Annotated in this window: 15 protein-coding genes, 1 tRNA gene and 1 pseudogene; 12 read left to right on the forward strand and 5 right to left on the reverse strand. The window is 69.8% G+C overall.

The features are described from left to right. Positions 1-55 precede the first annotated feature (55 nt). Together DP939_RS41860 and DP939_RS41865 are read left to right on the forward strand one after the other, a co-directional pair. Positions 56-1,420, forward strand: a complete 1,365-nt coding sequence (locus DP939_RS41860; protein WP_113986409.1) for a hemolysin family protein — start codon at positions 56-58, stop codon at positions 1,418-1,420. After that, positions 1,417-2,451: a hemolysin family protein gene (locus DP939_RS41865; protein ID WP_113986410.1), complete on the forward strand. Its 1,035-nt coding sequence runs from the start codon at positions 1,417-1,419 to the stop codon at positions 2,449-2,451. Before DP939_RS41860 ends, DP939_RS41865 begins: the two co-directional genes overlap by 4 nt. 431 nt (positions 2,452-2,882) lie before the next feature. Here DP939_RS41865 and DP939_RS41870 read toward each other — a convergent pair. Then, positions 2,883-2,965, reverse strand: a tRNA-Leu gene (locus DP939_RS41870). Between the two features lie 147 nt (positions 2,966-3,112). Between DP939_RS41870 and DP939_RS41875 the strand changes: the two genes are divergently transcribed. From DP939_RS41875 to pknB, 7 genes are all read left to right on the forward strand, one after another. Beyond that, positions 3,113-3,853 carry an FhaA domain-containing protein gene (locus tag DP939_RS41875; protein ID WP_113986411.1) on the forward strand — a complete coding sequence of 247 codons (741 nt, stop codon included), beginning with the start codon at positions 3,113-3,115 and terminating at the stop codon, positions 3,851-3,853. Positions 3,854-3,870: 17 nt separating this feature from the next. Continuing rightward, complete coding sequence (locus tag DP939_RS41880) at positions 3,871-4,338, forward strand: FHA domain-containing protein FhaB/FipA (protein ID WP_111168509.1); 468 nt, start codon at positions 3,871-3,873, stop codon at positions 4,336-4,338. Further along, positions 4,335-5,690, forward strand: a complete 1,356-nt coding sequence (locus DP939_RS41885) for a Stp1/IreP family PP2C-type Ser/Thr phosphatase (protein ID WP_199565758.1) — start codon at positions 4,335-4,337, stop codon at positions 5,688-5,690. The genes DP939_RS41880 and DP939_RS41885 overlap by 4 nt, the downstream gene beginning before the upstream one ends. Before the next feature lie 71 nt (positions 5,691-5,761). Continuing rightward, positions 5,762-7,108, forward strand: a complete 1,347-nt coding sequence (locus tag DP939_RS41890; protein ID WP_113986427.1) for an FtsW/RodA/SpoVE family cell cycle protein — start codon at positions 5,762-5,764, stop codon at positions 7,106-7,108. After that, positions 7,105-8,562, forward strand: a complete 1,458-nt coding sequence (locus DP939_RS41895) for a peptidoglycan D,D-transpeptidase FtsI family protein (RefSeq protein WP_113986412.1) — start codon at positions 7,105-7,107, stop codon at positions 8,560-8,562. The genes DP939_RS41890 and DP939_RS41895 overlap by 4 nt, the downstream gene beginning before the upstream one ends. Then, positions 8,559-10,031, forward strand: coding sequence for a serine/threonine-protein kinase (locus tag DP939_RS41900; protein WP_113986413.1), 1,473 nt, complete (start codon positions 8,559-8,561; stop codon positions 10,029-10,031). The genes DP939_RS41895 and DP939_RS41900 overlap by 4 nt, the downstream gene beginning before the upstream one ends. Positions 10,032-10,113: 82 nt before the next feature. Next, the gene (pknB, locus tag DP939_RS41905; protein WP_113986414.1) at positions 10,114-11,973 is read left to right on the forward strand and encodes a Stk1 family PASTA domain-containing Ser/Thr kinase; all 1,860 of its coding nucleotides are present in this window, start codon (positions 10,114-10,116) and stop codon (positions 11,971-11,973) included. A 142-nt stretch (positions 11,974-12,115) separates the two neighbouring features. Here pknB and DP939_RS41910 read toward each other — a convergent pair whose 3' ends face one another. Then, positions 12,116-12,721 (reverse strand): anthranilate synthase component II, encoded by a 606-nt coding sequence (locus tag DP939_RS41910; RefSeq protein ID WP_113986415.1) that lies wholly within the window; start codon positions 12,719-12,721, stop codon positions 12,116-12,118. Between the two features lie 127 nt (positions 12,722-12,848). On the opposite strand from DP939_RS41910, the gene DP939_RS41915 reads away from it, so the two are divergent. Beyond that, positions 12,849-13,097: a cell division protein CrgA gene (locus DP939_RS41915; RefSeq protein ID WP_113986416.1), complete on the forward strand. Its 249-nt coding sequence runs from the start codon at positions 12,849-12,851 to the stop codon at positions 13,095-13,097. Between the two features lie 99 nt (positions 13,098-13,196). Here DP939_RS41915 and DP939_RS41920 read toward each other — a convergent pair whose 3' ends face one another. Continuing rightward, positions 13,197-14,078: a rhomboid family intramembrane serine protease gene (locus DP939_RS41920; RefSeq protein WP_113986417.1), complete on the reverse strand. Its 882-nt coding sequence runs from the start codon at positions 14,076-14,078 to the stop codon at positions 13,197-13,199. Between the two features lie 201 nt (positions 14,079-14,279). Then, positions 14,280-14,810 carry a peptidylprolyl isomerase gene (locus DP939_RS41925; protein ID WP_113986418.1) on the reverse strand — a complete coding sequence of 177 codons (531 nt, stop codon included), beginning with the start codon at positions 14,808-14,810 and terminating at the stop codon, positions 14,280-14,282. A gap of 166 nt (positions 14,811-14,976) precedes the next feature. On the opposite strand from DP939_RS41925, the gene DP939_RS41930 reads away from it, so the two are divergent. After that, complete coding sequence (locus DP939_RS41930) at positions 14,977-15,486, forward strand: YtxH domain-containing protein (RefSeq protein ID WP_113986419.1); 510 nt, start codon at positions 14,977-14,979, stop codon at positions 15,484-15,486. 703 nt (positions 15,487-16,189) lie between these two features. Here the strand turns inward: DP939_RS41930 and DP939_RS41935 are convergent. Continuing rightward, the gene (locus tag DP939_RS41935) at positions 16,190-16,825 is read right to left on the reverse strand and encodes a PadR family transcriptional regulator (RefSeq protein WP_113986420.1); all 636 of its coding nucleotides are present in this window, start codon (positions 16,823-16,825) and stop codon (positions 16,190-16,192) included. Between the two features lie 238 nt (positions 16,826-17,063). On the opposite strand from DP939_RS41935, the pseudogene DP939_RS49670 reads away from it, so the two are divergent. Then, positions 17,064-17,190: pseudogene (locus DP939_RS49670) on the forward strand (IS256 family transposase); the annotation flags it as partial.

Genomic DNA, 17,190 nt, shown 5'->3' on the forward strand with positions numbered 1-17,190 from the left:
CCCGCGCGAGACCCCGCACGAACCGACCCCGGCAGCCCCACCTGAGGCGCCCCCGGTGACCATCGCACTGGGCCTGCTGGCCCTTGTTCTTCTCACTGTCGCGACGGGTTACTTCGTCGCCCAGGAGTTCGCTTTCGTCGCCGCCGACCGGGCCGTCCTGCGGGAGCAGGCCGCGGCGGGCGACGCCGCCGCCGGTCGGGCCGTCAAGGTCACCGAGCGGCTTTCCTTCATGTTGTCCGGCGCCCAGCTCGGCATCACCGTGACCGCGCTGCTGGTCAGCTTCCTGGCCGAACCTGCCGTCGCCGACGCGGTACGCCCCCTGCTGGAGTCCACGGACCTGCCGCCCGCGGCCATCACCGGTATCGCGGTCGCGATCGGCGTCTCCGTCGCGACCATCGTGCAGATGGTGCTCGGCGAGCTGGCCCCGAAGAACCTCGGGATCGCCCGGCCGGAGCCGGTGGCCAAGTTCCTGGCGCGTTCGACGCTGGTGTACCTGGCGGTGGCCGGTCCGGTCATCAGGCTGTTCGACTCCTCGGCGACGCGCCTGCTGCGCAGGGTCGGGGTCGAGCCGGTGGAGGAGGTCGAGCACGGCGCCACGCCGGAGGAGCTGTCGCGGATCATCTCGGAGTCGGGCGCGTCGGGCGAGCTTCCCGCGCCGCTGTCCGAGCTGCTCGAACGGGCTCTGGAGTTCGGCGACCACACCGCCGAGGACGTGATGGTGCCGCGCCCCCGGGTCGTACTGCTGCGCGCCGAACGCCCGGCGTCCGACCTCCTGGAGGCGCTTCGCGTGTCCGGACATTCCCGTTATCCGGTGCTGGAGCAGGACGACGTGATCGGCGTCACGGGCGTACGGGAGCTGCTGGCCGCGGGCCCGGACACCGAGCGGACCATCCGCGAGATCATGCGGCCCGCGCTGCTCATCCCGGCGTCGCTGCCGCTGCCCGCCGTACTGGACCGGATGCGCGCCGCGGGCGACGACATGGCCTGCGTGATCGACGAGTACGGCGGCCTGGCCGGCGTCATCACCGTCGAAGACCTGGCCGAGGAGCTGGTCGGCGAGCTGATCGACGAGAACGACCCCGCCCCGCCCGGCCCGGTACGCCGGGCCGACGGCACCTGGGACCTCCCCGGCACCCTCCGCCTGGACGAGATCGAGCGCGCCACCGGCCTGGCGCTGCCGCAGAGCGACGACTACGAGACCGTCGCGGGCCTGGTACTGGCCCGGCTCGGCCGCATGTCCGAGCAGGGTGACAGCACCGTGGTCACGCTGACCACCGACAACGACCCGCTCGCCGAGGACGGCGACGACGGCACCGAGCAGCGGGCCGAGTTGCGGGTGCTCTCGGTGCACCGGCGGGTCCCCGAGTGGGTGCGGCTCACGCCCGCGGTGCCCGCGGACACGGCGGGAGCGTCCCGATGAGCATCGTTCCCGCGCTCCTGCTGGGCGTCCTGCTGCTGGTGGGCAACGCGTTCTTCGTGGCGGCCGAGTTCGCCTTCGTGTCGGCCCGCAGGCACCGGCTGGAGCAGAGCGTGACCGGCGGCGGCAAGCTGGTGCGCGTCGCCGCGCGCGCGGCGGCCAGGGGCGGGCGGCAGCTCTCCCTGATGCTGGCCGCGGCCCAGCTCGGCATCACGCTGTGCACGCTGGGGCTGGGCATGGTCACCGAGCCGGCGATCCACCACGCCCTCGAACCGCTCTTCGCGGCGCTGGGCCTGCCGTCCTCGGCGCAGGTGGCGGTGTCGTTCGGCATCGCGCTGGTGGTCATCACGTTCCTGCACATGGTGGTGGGTGAGATGGCGCCGAAGTCGTGGGCGCTGACCCACCCGGAGGCCGCGGTGCTGGCGCTGGCGCTGCCGTTCCGGGGGTTCACCTGGCTGGTACGGCCGGTGATCCGGCTGCTCAACGGCGCGACCAACCAGCTTCTGCGCATGTTCGGCGTACACCCGCGCGACGAGCTGGCCACCACCCGCACGCCGCACCAGCTCGCGATGCTGGTCGGCGAGTCCGGCCGGATGGGGCTGCTGGACCGGGCCGAGCACGACCTGCTGACCAGCGCGCTGCGGGTCCAGCAGCAGCCGATCGCCCGGCTGGCCCGCCCCATCGGGGAGGCCACGGCCGTCCCTGCGGGGGCCGACGACGAGCGGGTGCGCGACGTGGCGGCCAGTAGCGGCCACGTACGGCTGCTGGTCAACTCCGGCCGTCCGGACGACGTGGTGGGCGTGCTGCACGTACGCGACACGCTGACCCGCCCCGGCAACCGGGCCGCCGACCTCGCCAGCCCGATGCCCCGCGTCGAGCAGTCGGCGACCATTCCGCAGGTCCTGACGGTCCTTCAGGAAGCCCACGCGCATCTGGGACTGGTCACCGACGCCGAGGGCAGGGTGACCGGCATGGTCAGCCTCACGGACGTACTGAGGGAGCTGCTGGACACCTCGGCCGCCGCGCCACGCTGATCGTGACGTTTCACTCCTGGCGTAACGAAGCCCTCGCCACCTCGAAGTTCCCTGTGAAGAATGCAAGCGTTCCGAAAGCGAGCGACAAGGTTGACGAGGTAGAAAAGTCATAGAAGCTTCATGTCTTCGCCGATGCCCCGGACACCGGTCCGGGGCATCGTCCCTCATTCGCCCCGATCCCCCAGCAGGCCCCACAGAGCACCACACGAGCACCAAGAGCACCAAGAGCACCGACCATGACCGTCGGACCGCCCCCGACACGCGAACGGCACTCTCCATGACAGCGCGTACCGAACCCCACGGCGGGTCCTCCCCCCGCCGAACATCGCCGTCCCCTGAGGTGACCCCTGAGGCGCTCGAAACGGCCCCGGAAACGCCGATGGCCGCTGCCATACGGCGAGCGGCCAGAGAGGGTTTGAGGAAGATCAGTGTGGGCGAGGAGGGATTTGAACCCTCACGTCCTTTCGGACACACGGACCTGAACCGTGCGCGTCTGCCGTTCCGCCACCCGCCCTTGTGGGTGCTGAGAAACAGTAGCACGGAACCGACGGTGCCACTGAACCCGGATACGATCCCTCTAGACGCGAGCGGAGCAGCTCGGTGCCCGGCGACGGGCAGTTGAGCGGCCGCGACCAGATGCATGGAGGAAGGGAGGTACCCGGTGGGAGTCCTTCAGCGCTTCGAGCGCCGGCTCGAAGGATTGGTTGAGGGAGCCTTTGCGCGGGCGTTCAAGTCCGACCTTCAGCCGGTCGAGGTCGCCAGCGCAGTGCAGCGGGAGATGGACGAGCGGGCCGCGATCGTCGCCATGGGACGCACCCTCGTCCCGAACGACTTCGTCGTGGAACTGTCCGTCAGCGACAGCGAGCGCATGGAGGTCTATGCCGACAGCATCGGCCACGAGCTCGCCAACCTGGCCCGGGAGTACGCCAAGGAACAGGGATACTCCTTCGTCGGGCCGGTCCGGGTCCGTTTCGAGACCGCCGATGACCTGGCGGTCGGCCTGTTCCGCATCCGCTCCGGAGTGATCAGGGGCGCGACCGTCGAACAGGACGAGATCCGGCGGCCGGTGAGCGATCTTCCACCGGCGCGTTCGCACGCCTTCGCCGGACGGCCGCGGCTGCTCGTGTCCACCCAGGACGACCCGCAGGGGCAGCGCTCCTTCGAGCTGACCACTCCGGTGACGCTGCTCGGCCGCGGCACCGACTGCGACCTGCGGCTGGTCGATCCAGGAGTCTCCCGCCACCACGCGGAGCTTCGGGTCGAGGGGCAGCAGGTGGCGCTCGTCGATCTCGGTTCCACCAATGGCACCTTCGTCAACGGCCAGGCGGTGCGCAGAGTGGAGTTGCAAAACGGCACACGCGTCACGCTCGGCCGTACGACTCTGGTGTTCCGACGCGATTAAGGGTAGACAAACGGTCCATGTCCGAGCTCACGCTGCTGCTGATCCGGCTCGCGTTTCTCGCGGTGCTGTGGTTCTTTGTGATCGCCGCGGTCGGCGTGATCCGGACAGACCTGTTCGGGCCACGTACGGCTACGGCGCCCAAGGCGGCGAAGGCGGCCAAGCCGCACAAGCCGGTCGCCAAACCCAGGAAGGGGGAGCCACGGCAGATGGTCGTCACCGGTGGCCCGTTGCAGGGCACCATCATCACCCTCTCGGAAACGCCGATCACCATCGGCCGGGCGAATGACGCCACGCTGGTGCTCAGCGACGACTACGCTTCCAGCCGGCACGCCCGCCTCTTCCCCCAGGACGGTCAGTGGATCGTGGAAGATCTCGGTTCGACCAACGGCACGTACCTCGACCGCTCTAAAGTCACCCGTCCGACTCCGGTGCCGCTCGGTGTTCCGATCCGCATCGGCAAGACCGTCATCGAATTGCGCAAATGACCATCGCACTCCGCTACGCCGCCCGCTCGGACGTCGGCCTCCTCCGCGAAGGCAACGAGGACTCGGCCTACGCCAGCGGTCGCCTGCTCGCCGTCGCGGACGGCATGGGCGGGCACGCTCACGGCGAGGTGGCCAGTTCGGTCGCCATCGCCGCCATGGCCGCCCTTGAGAAGGACACTCACGGGGGCGATCTGCTCAGCGCCATCGAGGCCGCGGTACGCGACGCCAATCGCAAACTGCACGAGATGGTCGGCCGGGACCCGAGCCTGAAGGGCATGGGCACCACGCTCACCGCGATGCTCTGGAACGGCACGCAGGTCGCCCTGGTCCACGTCGGCGACTCACGCGCCTACCTGCTGAGACGCGGCGAGCTGTACCAGATCACGCACGATCACACCCTGGTGCAGTCGCTGGTGGACGACGGCCGGATCACGCCGGAGGAGGCCGCCACGCACCCGCAGCGGTCCATCCTGCTGCGCGCGCTGGACGGCAGCGGCGAGGTCGATCCCGACCTCACCCTGCGCGAGGCGCAGGTCGACGACCGCTACCTGCTGTGCTCGGACGGCCTGTCCGGGGTGGTCAGCGCGGAGACCATGCACAACACGCTGACCACGGTGGACGAGCCGGAGGAGGCGGTCAGGGTCCTCATCGACCTGGCCAACCGCGGCGGCGGCCCGGACAACATCACGTGCGTGGTCGCCGACGTCATCGAGGTCGAGGACGACACGCTCATCGCGGGCGAAGCCGCCATCGTGGGCGCGGCCGGGGCCACCAGGGTGCGCACCCAGCCGCACAACGCCCCCGGCGGGCAGGCCACGATCACCGCGCCGCAGCCGGTCATCATCGACGAAGACCTCGAAATGCCAATGGGCGCGGCGGCGCCGGCGCGGCGCAAGCGGGTCTGGCCGCTCCTCGCGGGCGTTTTCTCGGTTGCCGCCGTCCTGGTCCTGGGCGGCGGCTACTTCGCCTGGAGATGGACTCAGGACCAGTTCTTCGTCGGCGCGAGCGGCGGCGAGATCGTCGTCTTCCGCGGCGTCGACGCCGAGCTGGGCCCGCTGCGGTTCTTCAAGGTGGAGAAGGGCACCGGGCAGTCGGTGGCCACGCTCGACGCGTTCGACCAGGGCCAGATCCGCAACGGCATCCCGGTGGCCAGCATCGATGAGGGCCTGAAGCGGGTGGCCGAACTGCGCGCCCCGCTGTCCACCCAGAAGCCGGAACAGACTCCGAAGCCCGAAGACACCACGCAGCCGGAGGAGCAGACCAACAGCACCCCGCCCGACTCGGTGTCCGAGCCGCCCCCCGACTCCGACGCCCGTACCCGGTCCACTTCCCAATCGACGAGGTCTCCCTAGTTGAGTTCGGTCCATCGAGCAGTGATCGGAGCGCCGCCGTGGCGGTGACCACGAGCGGTTCCGCCGTCCCGATGCCGGCCAAGCGGCGCGGGGCACAGCTCGCCATGCTCGCCTTCGCCGTCGCGATCGTGATGGGCGCGTACGCGAGCGTGGGGCTGGCGGTGGACGGCCGCATCCCGGCCGGGATGCTCACGTACGGGCTGGGGCTCGGCGGGCTGGTGCTCGCCGCGTACCTGGTGCTGGCCAAGTTCGCCCCGTGGGCCGACCCGCTGATCCTGCCGCTGGTGACGCTGGTCAACGGCATCGGCCTGGTGATGATCTACCGGATCGAGACCGGGGGCTCCAAGCTCGCCTCGGCGAGCACCCAGCTCCTGTGGACCGGCGTCGGCATCGTCATGTTCTCGGTCACGCTGATCGTGCTGCGCGACCATCGCGCGCTGCAGCGAATGACCTACACCGCCGGTTTCGCGGGCCTGCTGCTGCTGATCTCGCCGCTGATCCCCGGTCTCGGCCAGACGCTCAACGGCGCCCGGATCTGGATCAGCCTGGGGTTCGCCAACCTCCAGCCGTCCGAGTTCGCCAAGCTGGCCCTCGTCGTCTTCTTCGCGGGCTACCTGGTGGCCAAGCGCGACGTCCTGGCGCTGGCCGGACGCCGGTTGCTGTTCATCGACCTGCCGCGCGCCCGCGACCTCGGCCCGGTGCTCATCACCTGGGCGGTCAGCCTGGGCGTGCTGGTGCTCCAGCGCGACCTCGGGTCCTCGCTGCTGCTGTTCGGCACGTTCATCGCGATGCTCTACATCGCGACCCAGCGCACCTCGTGGGTGCTCATCGGCATCCTGCTGTTCGTCGGCGGGGCGATGCTCGCCGGGATGCTGTTCGACCACGTCGCCGCCCGGTTCGAGGTCTACCTCAACCCCGAGGACCCGGAGCTGTTCTACAAGGACGGCGGTAGCGCGCAGCTCATGGAGGGGTTGTTCGCGCTGGGCACCGGGGGCGTGCTCGGCACCGGGCTCGGGCAGGGTCACCCGCAGCTCATCCCGCTGTCGTTCTCCGACTTCATCTTCGCCGCGACCGGCGAGGAACTGGGCCTGACCGGGCTGATGGCGCTGCTGCTGATCTACGCGCTGATCGTGGAGCGCGGGCTGCGCACCTCGCTGGCGGCCCGTGACCCGTTCTCCAAGCTGCTGGCGGGCGGCCTGTCGTTCATCCTGGCCTGGCAGGTCTTCATCATCGTCGGCGGCGTCACCAACCTGATCCCGCTGACCGGCCTGGTCACACCGTTCATGTCGCAGGGCGGGTCGGCGCTGCTGGCCAACTGGATCCTGATCGCGCTGCTGGTGCGGATGTCCGACTCGGCCCGCCGGCCGCCGCCGCAGGCGATCCAGGACGAAGGGATGACGCAGGTGTTCCAGCGATGAACGGACCGCTCAAGCGCGCGTCGATCGCCTGTCTGCTGATGTTCGGCCTGCTGATGCTCAACATCAACTACCTGCAGGCCGTGCGCGCGGAGCATCTTCGCGAAGATCCCCGCAACAACCGCAACTTCTACGCCCGCTACGAGGTCGAGCGGGGCCGGATCACCGCGGGCAACGAGGTGCTGGCCGAGTCGGTGGAAAAGCCCGACTCCGACTTCCGGTACCAGCGCCGCTATCCGCACGGCCCGCTGTACGCGCACATCACCGGCTTCTTCTCGCCGGAGAGCGAGTCGGCGATCGAGCGCTCCCGCGACTCGCTGCTCGACGGCAGCGACCCCTCGCTGCTGGTCCGGCGCAGCATCGACCTGTTCACCAACAAGGCGACCAAGGGCGCCAACGTCGACCTCACCATCGTGCCCGAGGCGCAGGAGGCCGCGTACGAGGCGCTGCGCAAGAGCGGCAAGCGCGGCGCGGTCGTGGCCATCGCCCCCAAGACGGGGGCGATCCTCGCCATGGTCTCGGTGCCGACGTACGACCCCAACGAGCTGTCCGGCATCAACAAGGCCGACGTCTTCGGCCGGTACGCCGAGCTGGACAAGAAGGAGAACAAGCCCCTGATCAACCGGACCATCTACCGCACCTACCCGCCGGGCTCGACGTTCAAGGTGCTCACCATGGCCGCCTACCTGGAAGAGGACCCGAGTCGCGGCCCCTCCACCATGGTGGACGCCCCGCAGCGTCTCGACCTGCCCAACACCAGCGCCGACCTGCCCAACTACGGCGGCTCGGCGTGCGGCGCGGGCCGGGTGACGCTCCAGTTCGCGCTCGAACGCTCCTGCAACACGCCGTTCGGCGCCATGGGCATGGAGCTCGGGTACGACAAGATGCTGGAACAGGCGAAGAAGTTCGGCATCGGCGGTGAGCCCCTGGAGATCCCGATGAGCGTGGAGGGCAGCGGCATCGGCCCCAAGGAGGACGCCGCGGCCCTGGCCCAGGCGTCCATCGGCCAGCGCAGCAACCAGATGACGCCGCTGCAGATGGCCATGATCGCGGCCGGGATCGCCAACGACGGCAAGGTCATGAAGCCGTACCTGATCAACAAGATCGCCGACTCCGAGGGCAGTGAGGTGGAGACCGCCAAGCCCGAGGAGCTGACCACGGCGATCAGCCCGGAGACGGCCGACAAGCTCCAGCAGATGATGCTCAGCGTGGTGAACAACGGCACGGCCACCGCGGCGCGCATCCCCGGCGTGGACGTCGGCGGCAAGACCGGCACCGCGGAGACCGCGGAGGGCCAGGCCCCGCACGCGTGGTTCATCTCCTTCGCCGACGTCAGCGACCCTGAGGTCGCCGTCGCGGTCCTGGTCGAGTCGGGCAGCGCGGGCACCGACGCCTCCGGCGGCCACACCGCCGCGCCGATCGCCAAGGCGGTCATGGAAGCGGTGCTGGATCGATGACCTCGCGGGGCCTCAAGCTCGGCAATCGCTACCTCCTGGTGAGCCGTATCGCCACCGGGGGGATGGGCGAGGTCTGGCGGGCCCGCGATGAGCTGCTCGGCCGCGAGGTGGCGATCAAGCTGCTGCGCCGGCACGTCGCCGCCGATCCGGCCTTCCGGCGGCGGTTCCGTACCGAGGCCCGGATCACCGCCGGGCTGTCCGACCCCGGCATCGCCCAGGTCTACGACTACGGCGAGCACGCCGACGTCGCCTACCTGGTGATGGAGCTGGTCCACGGCGAGCCGCTGGCGTCGATCCTGGCCCGCAACCCGCGGCTGAGCGCCGACGTGGTGCTGGACGTGATCCACCAGTCGGCGCGGGCGCTGGCCACGGCGCACGCGTCCGGCATCATCCACCGCGACATCAAGCCGGGCAACCTGCTGGTCACCCAGGCCGGGGTCATCAAGATCACCGACTTCGGCATCGCCAGGGCCATGGAGGCGGCCCCGATGACGCAGACCGGCACGGTGCTGGGCACCGCCCAGTACGTCAGCCCGGAGCAGGCGTCCGGGGCGACGCTCACGCCCGCCACCGACCTCTACTCGCTCGGCGTCGTCGCCTACGAGTGCCTGGCGGGACGCCCGCCGTTCGTCGCCGACACACATGTGGGGATCGCGCTCCAGCACCTCAACGACCCGCCGCCGCCGCTGCCCGGCGACGTGCCCGCCCCGGTGCGGGCGCTGGTGCTGGCGATGCTCGCCAAAGATCTGGGCAGCCGCCCGGCGAGCAGCGGCGAGGCCGCCGACCGCGCCTACGCGCTGCGCGAGTCGCTGTCGTCCTCGGGCGGGGCCGACCTCCGCCGGCTCACCGACCCGGCGGGCTGGCGGGTACGCCCGAGCGACGACTCCGGCGCCACGTTCGTCGAACGCGGCACGCCGGGCGAGCCCGGACTGTACGACGCGTCACGTATTCCGGGCATGCCGACCGAGGCTCCCGGCATGTCCGTATCTTCGGACCAGACCACGGCCGCGGCCCCCGGCCCGGCCGCATCCGGCCACGGAGGGGGTCGCCGGCGGCGCCGCCGTACGACGGTGCTGGTCGCGACGGCCGGCTGCGCGGCGGTGGTCGGGTTCGGCGGCCTGGCCCTCGCCCAGCTCCCGCCGCAGAAACCACAGGTCGGCGTGGACGGCGAAGAAGAGCCGACCCCGTGGGTGGACAACACCGAATCGGCGAAATCCAAATCGCCGGACAAGACACGGCCCGCGACACGAACACGCACCACCGCACCACCGGTAAAGTCGTCGCGGCCGACACCGACTCCGTCGGTTAGCGTAAGCTCATCGGCTACGCCTACGCGTAAGCCGTCTCCTAAGCCGACGCCCACCCCGACTCCGACCCCAACGCCCACAGAGACCCCCACCACTCCCACCATGACGCCGACTGACACTCCCGACCCGGGTGAGACCAACCCACAGAACGGGCAGACGTAATGCGATATGGGGTCGATGATGGACACAGACGGCCTCTCGGCGCGCCGCACCCGATGATGAACGGTAAGGGACAGTGCAGGAAATGACTCAGCCTCGGCTACTCGGTGGTCGCTACGAGCTCGACGGCATCGTCGGGCGCGGCGGCATGGCCGAGGTGTACCGCGCCAGGGACATCCGACTGGACCGAATAGTAGCGATCAAGACCCTCCGCTCCGACCTCGCCAGGGACCACACGTTCCAGGCCAGGTTCCGGCGGGAGGCCCAGTCGGCCGCTTCACTGAACCATCCGTCGATCATCGCCGTCTACGACACCGGTGAGGACATGATGGAAAGCACTCCGGTGCCGTACATCGTGATGGAGTACGTCGACGGGCGGACACTGCGCGACCTGCTGCGCGCCGACCGGCGGCTGCTGCCCGAGCGGGCGGCGGAGCTGGTGGACGGCATCCTGCGGGCGCTCGACTACAGCCACCGCGGCGGCATCGTGCACCGCGACATCAAGCCGGCCAACGTGATGATCACCGGCGCCGGCGACGTCAAGGTGATGGACTTCGGCATCGCCAGGGCGATGGCCGACTCGGCCGCCACGATGACGCAGACCGCGCAGGTGATCGGCACCGCCCAGTACCTCTCGCCGGAGCAGGCCAGGGGCGAGCGGGTCGACGCGCGCAGCGACATCTACTCCACCGGCTGTGTCCTGTACGAGCTGCTGACCGGGCAGCCGCCGTTCACCGGCGACTCCCCCGTGGCGATCGCCTACCAGCACGTCCGGGAGGAGCCGATCCCGCCGTCGCAGATCGACCGGGAGATCCCGCAGTGGGCCGACGCGGTCGTGCTGAAGGCGATGGCCAAGGACCCGGCGCACCGCTACCAGAGCGCCGGGGAGATGCGGGCCGACATCCAGCGCGCGATGTCCGGCATGCCGGTCGACGCGCCGCCGCAGACGATGGCGATGACCGGCGGCAACTACGGCAACGGCACGCGCACCATGGTCGCCCCCGGCGGCGGCCCCGCGACCCAGGGCACCGGCGCGATCCCCGACTACGAGTACGGCGACGAGCCCACCCGCGCCGGCGGGCGCAGACGTGCCGCGCCGCCCTCCCGCGGCGGCGGGGCGCTCCGCACGACGCTGTGGATCGTGATCCCGCTGCTGGTGATCGGCGCGTTCATCGGCATCGGGTACATGTTCCTCAGCTCGCCGGGCGACAACGGCACGACCAAGCCCGTGGCGATCCCCGACGTCACCAACCAGCAGGCGACGGCGGCGGCCAAGGCACTGACCGACGCCGGGCTGAAGGTCGTCCAGGTCACTGAGTACAGCAACGAGGTCGAAGAGGACGCGGTGATCGGTACCGATCCCGCGGCCGGCACCGAGGTCCCGCCGCAGAGCGAAGTGAAGCTGAAGGTCTCCAAGGGCAAGAAGCAGGTCGTGGTGCCCGATGTCATCGGGCAGTCGCCCGAGGACGCGAAGGCCGCGCTGGAGGCCGAGGGCTTCACGGTGTCGGTGAGCACCAAGCCGGTCAGCCGCACGCCCAACAAGGTCTTCCAGACCGATCCCAAGGCGGGCGAGAAGGCCGACGAGGGCGCGAACGTCAAGATCTTCGTGCCGCGCGACCGGGTCGAGGTGCCCGAAGTCACCCAGTACACGCAGGCCGACGCGACGAAGGCACTGCGGCAGGCCGGCTTCAAGGTCAAGGTGACCATGCAGGCCAGCCCCGACGTCCCCGAGGGCAATGTGATCAGCACCAGCCCGCCGGCGGGCACCCCGCTCAACCCCGGTACCACCGTCACGATCCTGGTGTCCAGCGGTCCTGAGCAGACGCAGCCCACCGAGGAGCCGACGGACGACTTCCCGACCGACCTGCCGACCACCGAGCCGACCCCCGAGGAAGAGGAAGATCCCTTCCCCGAGCAGGGTGAGCCTCCGGGCGACGGGTTCTGAGCCTCCGGTTCGCCGAGTTCGTCGAGTTCGTCGAAAGGGCCCCCTGTGCCGCGCGGCACAGGGGGCCCTTTTTGGTCTGCGAAGGACCAGAGCATGAAAAGAGGCCCCCGCCGCTCGGGGGCAACGGCGGGGGCCTCATTGGTTAGTCGTTCGGGGGCCGTCCTGCGTTACACGTCGCGGACAGCCAGTTGCCCAACAGGCGGTGACCGTATTCGGAAAGGATGGATTCTGGATGGAACTGCACGCCTTCGACGGCCGCCGAGCGGTGCCGGAGGCCCATGATCTCGCCGTCCTCGGCGACCGCGGTCACGCGCAGCTCCTCGGGCAGCCCCAGGGCGCGTACGGCCAGCGAGTGGTAGCGGGTCATGGTGACCGGTGACGGGACGCCGGCGAACACGCCCTCGCCGTCGTGCGTGACCTCGCTGGTACGGCCGTGCATGAGCGTGCCCGCGCGGCCCACCGTGCCGCCGTAGGCGACGGCGATGGCCTGGTGCCCCAGGCAGACGCCCAGCACCGGCACGCCCGCCTCCGCGCAGCGCCGGACCAGCGGGACGCTCACCCCCGCGGCCTCCGGCGTGCCCGGCCCCGGGCTGATCAGCACGCCGTCGAAGCCCGCCGTGGCGTCGTCCACGGTGACCGCGTCCCTGGCGCGGACGTCGCAGCCGGCCCCGAGCTCGCGCAGGTACTGCACGATGTTGTGGACGAAACTGTCGTGGTTGTCCACGACCAGCACCCGGGGAATCGCCATGTCATGTCTCCGCCGACTATCCTTACACCGGTCTACACCAGTCTTACTTGACGGCGATTACGCTAGCCAACGAAAGCACTGAGGGTGTTCGTCAGCCCTCACAGAACGCCCACCCCAGGAGATTCCCGTGCCCAAGCCCAAGACGACGCGCAAGAAGGCGGTCTACACGCCGCCTGCCAAGGCCCAGACGGTCAAGGTCAGCCCCCGTTGGCTGGCGCCGACGATGGTGGTCGCCTGGATCATCGGGATCTTGTGGATCGCGGTCTACTATGTCGCGCCCAGCACGCCGTTCATCGGCCCGCTCGGAAACTGGAACCTGCTGATCGGGTTTGTGTTCATCATCTTCGGTGTGGTTCTCTCCACCCGCTGGCGTTAGACCTTTCCACAGTTTTATCCACAGCCTGGGGAAGGCGCCGGATGCCGGGGCGATATGCCCTGATTCGGCGCCTGGCTTCGGCGTGCCGTCGTTTCGTTTTCAGAGCGCGTTCAGCGTGGCGTACGGCGGGAGCAGTAGGACCGTGAGGATCAGCGCGACCACGATCACTCCGACGGCGGCCCACTGCACGAGGGAGCGGTTCTTCGCCGGGGCGTAGGCGAAGGCGGCGGCCACCAGGCCGCCGGTGACCAGGCCGCCCAGGTGGCCCTGCCAGCTGATGTAGCCGGCCAGGAACAAGGTGAGCGCCACGTTGATGACGACCAGCCACACCACGCCGCGCGGGTCGTACCCCAGGCGCTTGCTGACCACGAACAGCGCGCCGAACAACCCGTAGATCGCGCCGGACGCGCCGACCGTGATATCGCCGAGCAGGTAGACGGCGACCGAACCGCCGAGGGCCGACACCAGGTAGAGCGCGGCGAAGCGGGCGCTGCCGAGCCGTCGTTCCAGCTCGGGGCCGATGGCGTAGAGCGCCCACATGTTGAACAGGATGTGCGTGAGGCCGAGCGTGCCCTGGGCGAGCGGGTAGTGCAGGAAGGCCGCGGTGATCATCCGGTACCACTCGCCGCCGTCGTAGACGTGGAGCGGGCTCAGCGCGAAGTCCTGGGTGAACCTCGGGATGAAGGTCTGCAGGGCGTAGGCGACCACGTTGATCGCGATCAGCGCGTAGGCCACCCTCGGGACGGCGACCGCCCGGCCGCCGAAGACGGCCTGGGCCTGGCGTACCGTCCTGTTGCCGCCGCGGACGCACTCCACGCACTGGTGCCCGACCGCGGCCTCGCGCATGCAGTCGGGGCAGATGGGACGCTCACAGCGCTGGCACCTGACGTAGGTCTCGCGGTCCGGATGGCGGTAACACGTCGGAACCGCCGCTCCCGGCTGGCCGGACTCGGTCGGCGGGACGGGTGGCTGGGTGGTCATCGCGTACTCAAGGCCCCTTCGCCCATGCGCTGCTTCAGTGCCACCCTAATCACCTTCCGCTGATGCCGCGTCCAGTCTTCCCGGTGCCACCGGGATACACGAGGCGGCGGGATACGCGAGGCGGCGGTCCCAAGGGCGGGACCGCCGCCTCGTACGCCCGGGTTCCGCTCCCGCGGGCTTCGGCCTTGCCGCGAGGTCGCGCTAGCCGCGCTCGATCGTGACCTCTTCGATCACGACGTCCTCGACCGGACGGTCGTTGCGGCCGGTCTCCACGCGGCTGATCCGGTCGATCACGTCGGAACCCTCGGTGACCTCACCGAAGATGGTGTGCTTGCCGTTGAGGTGCGGCTGCGGGCCGACGGTGATGAAGATCTGCGAGCCGTTCGTGCCCTTGCCCATGCGCTTGCCCGCGTTGGCCATGGCCAGCAGGTAGGGGCGGTTGAAGTAGAGGTCCGGGTGGATCTCGTCGTCGAACGTGTACCCGGGCCCGCCGATGCCCTGGCCGAGCGGGTCGCCGCCCTGGATCATGAACCCGGGGATGATCCGGTGGAAGATCGTGCCGTCGTACAGCTTGTTCTTGGCCTTCTCGCCGGTCTCGGGGTGCGTCCATTCCCGCGTGCCCTCGGCCAGCTCGACGAAGTTGCGGACCGTCTTGGGCGCGTGGTCGGGGAAAAGCGTGACCTTGAACGTTCCCTGGTTGGTACGCAACGTTGCGATGAGTTTCTCAGCCATGCGGAGGCTGCCCCCTTTTGCTACGCCTGCCGGACAGGCGGTGTCTGTCGTAGTTTCCTGACGGCGGCCCCAAAGGCCAACCGGCATCCTCTCACGGACGGCCATGATTGAGCCGCCTTGGCAGGGGAAGGGGTGCCGTCGGGGTCCCAACGCAGGGGAGGTTGACGTGTCCCTGAGAGGAAAGAAGCGCCACGTCACGGCCACCGGGCCGCAGACGTGGCAGGGCTGGATGAAGGCCCGTGCCATACGCGCCCGCGAACAGGTCGGCCCGATGGCCGACAACGCGCGCGACATCGCCGCCGGCCGGATCGTGGACGCCCGAACCTGGGCCGCTCCAAGGCTAGACCAGGCGGCCCACTCGGTCGAGGACCAAATCGCCCCCAGGGTGAGCGCGATCCTGAGCGAGGCCGCAAGGCGGGTCGATCCCAAGCCCGCGAGGTCCCGCCGACCGCTGCTGTTCCTGGTCTGCGGCCTGGCGCTGGGCGCCGCGGGCTACCTGATGTACCGCAGGAACGCCCAGCAGTGGTCCGAAACCATGCGCGAGACCGCGGCCGACGCCACCCAATGGGTGGGCGACAAGGCCGAACAGGCGGGCGAAAAGATCGCTGACAAGGCCGACGCCGCCAGCCGCAGCGCCGACCAACGAGCCGAGGACATCTCCAAGAAACTGTCCTGACCACCCGGGCCGCCCCAAACGGCCCCCCAACCCAAGGCCCCGGCCATGACCGCCGGACTCGGGCCAGTCACCCAGCTCCACCACCCATCGGCCATCCGGCCACCCGCCACCACGAACGACCCCCAGGCGGAGCCGCGACCGCTCCCCACCACCACAACTGGGAGACTGGCCCGAGACAGCCCCACCCGGGGCCACCGCCCCAAGAGCCCACCATTTGCCGCCACCCCCAACAGCAGGCCCACAAACCAATCCCCCACTCCGGGCCGGCATGACTCTTCGGCTGCAAGCGAACCGGCACCACACAGCCCACCCGGGGCCACCGCCCCAAGGGCTCACATTTGCGGCCGCCTCCAACGGCAGGCCCGCACAAGACAAGCCCCCCACTCCGCGGCCGACATGGCCCCGCGGCGGCAGGCGAATCGGCGCCAGACAGCCCCACCCAGGGCCACCGCCCTATGAGCCCGCCACTTGCGGCCACCTCCAACAGCAGGCCCGCACAAGCCAAGACCCCCACTCCGCGGCCGACATGGCCCCGCGGCGGCAGGCGAATCGGCGCCAGACAGCCCCACGCATGCCACCACTCTGAGACGGGTAGGCGACGGGCCTCACTCTGACACAGGCCAATCGCCGCCCCCGGCAACAAGGGAACCGGCGTCAGGTGGCCCTACGCGAGCCCTGCCCCGGGGCCGGTGGACGAGGAGACTTATTCCGGCGTGGGTCCATCGTCGCCATCGGTGGTGGGAAGGGTGGCGAGGAGGGTGGCGTTGGTGGGGCGGGTCCAGGAGAGGGTGCCGGAACTCATGCGGGTGAGTACGTCGTGTACCCAGGCCAGTTCGGCGGCGCGGAGGGCACGTTCGCATTCGAGTTCGAGCAGCAGAATGCGGGGCAGACCGCTCGCCTCCTGGGCGGCCAAGTGCGCGTTCAGGCTGGCGATGGCGCCTTCCAGCGCCGCTGTGCGGGTACGCAGGGCGTGCTCGGCGTCGTCCGGGTGCAGTGCGCCCATCAGTGAGACGGCGGCGGTGAGGGTGCGCATGTCATCGTGCGGCTGCTCCAGCAGCCGCCGCAGCCGGGTGGACAGTTCGGCCCGTCCCTCCGGAGTGATCCGGTAAACGGTCCGCTCCGGCCGGCGACCCTCTTTGGTGGTCTCGACCGGCACGATCAGCTCACCCTCGGCCAGCCGGTCCACCGCGTGGTACAGGCTGCGCGGCAGGCCCCGGACGTAGTCCTTGTGGGTGTCGATGATGAAGCGGTGCAGCTCGTAGGGATGCGAGGGCTTGACCGAGAGCAGCGCCAGCACAGTGAGCCCCACCAGGTCGGGCCCAGCCTTCCGCCCTGCCATCACATCCCCCCTTATTGCGCCTCGCACTATACAGCCGCGAGCGTACAAGATCCGCCCCCCTCAAAAGGTGCTGCGGTGGCCAGGCCCCCGCCCAGCCGAGAGGGCGGCGGGCACGGCGGGGTTGCGTCCACGGAAGTGGTGTACGAGTTTGACCAGGTCACAAGCGTGGCGACGAGGAACGAGAACGGCCATCGCGTGATCCTTCGAATGCACAGTTCAAGATCGAAGGAGACCAGCGATGGCCGCAGACAACAGTGTGACGCCCCAGCAGTGGCTGACGAAGCAACTCCAGACCGATGACCCCGACATGTTGCGCTCCATGGTGAAGACCATGGCCGAGGCGTTGATGTCGGCCGAGGCCGACA

Origin of the sequence: Spongiactinospora rosea, from assembly GCF_003315795.1 — a bacterium.
Taxonomy (GTDB): domain Bacteria; phylum Actinomycetota; class Actinomycetes; order Streptosporangiales; family Streptosporangiaceae; genus Spongiactinospora; species Spongiactinospora rosea.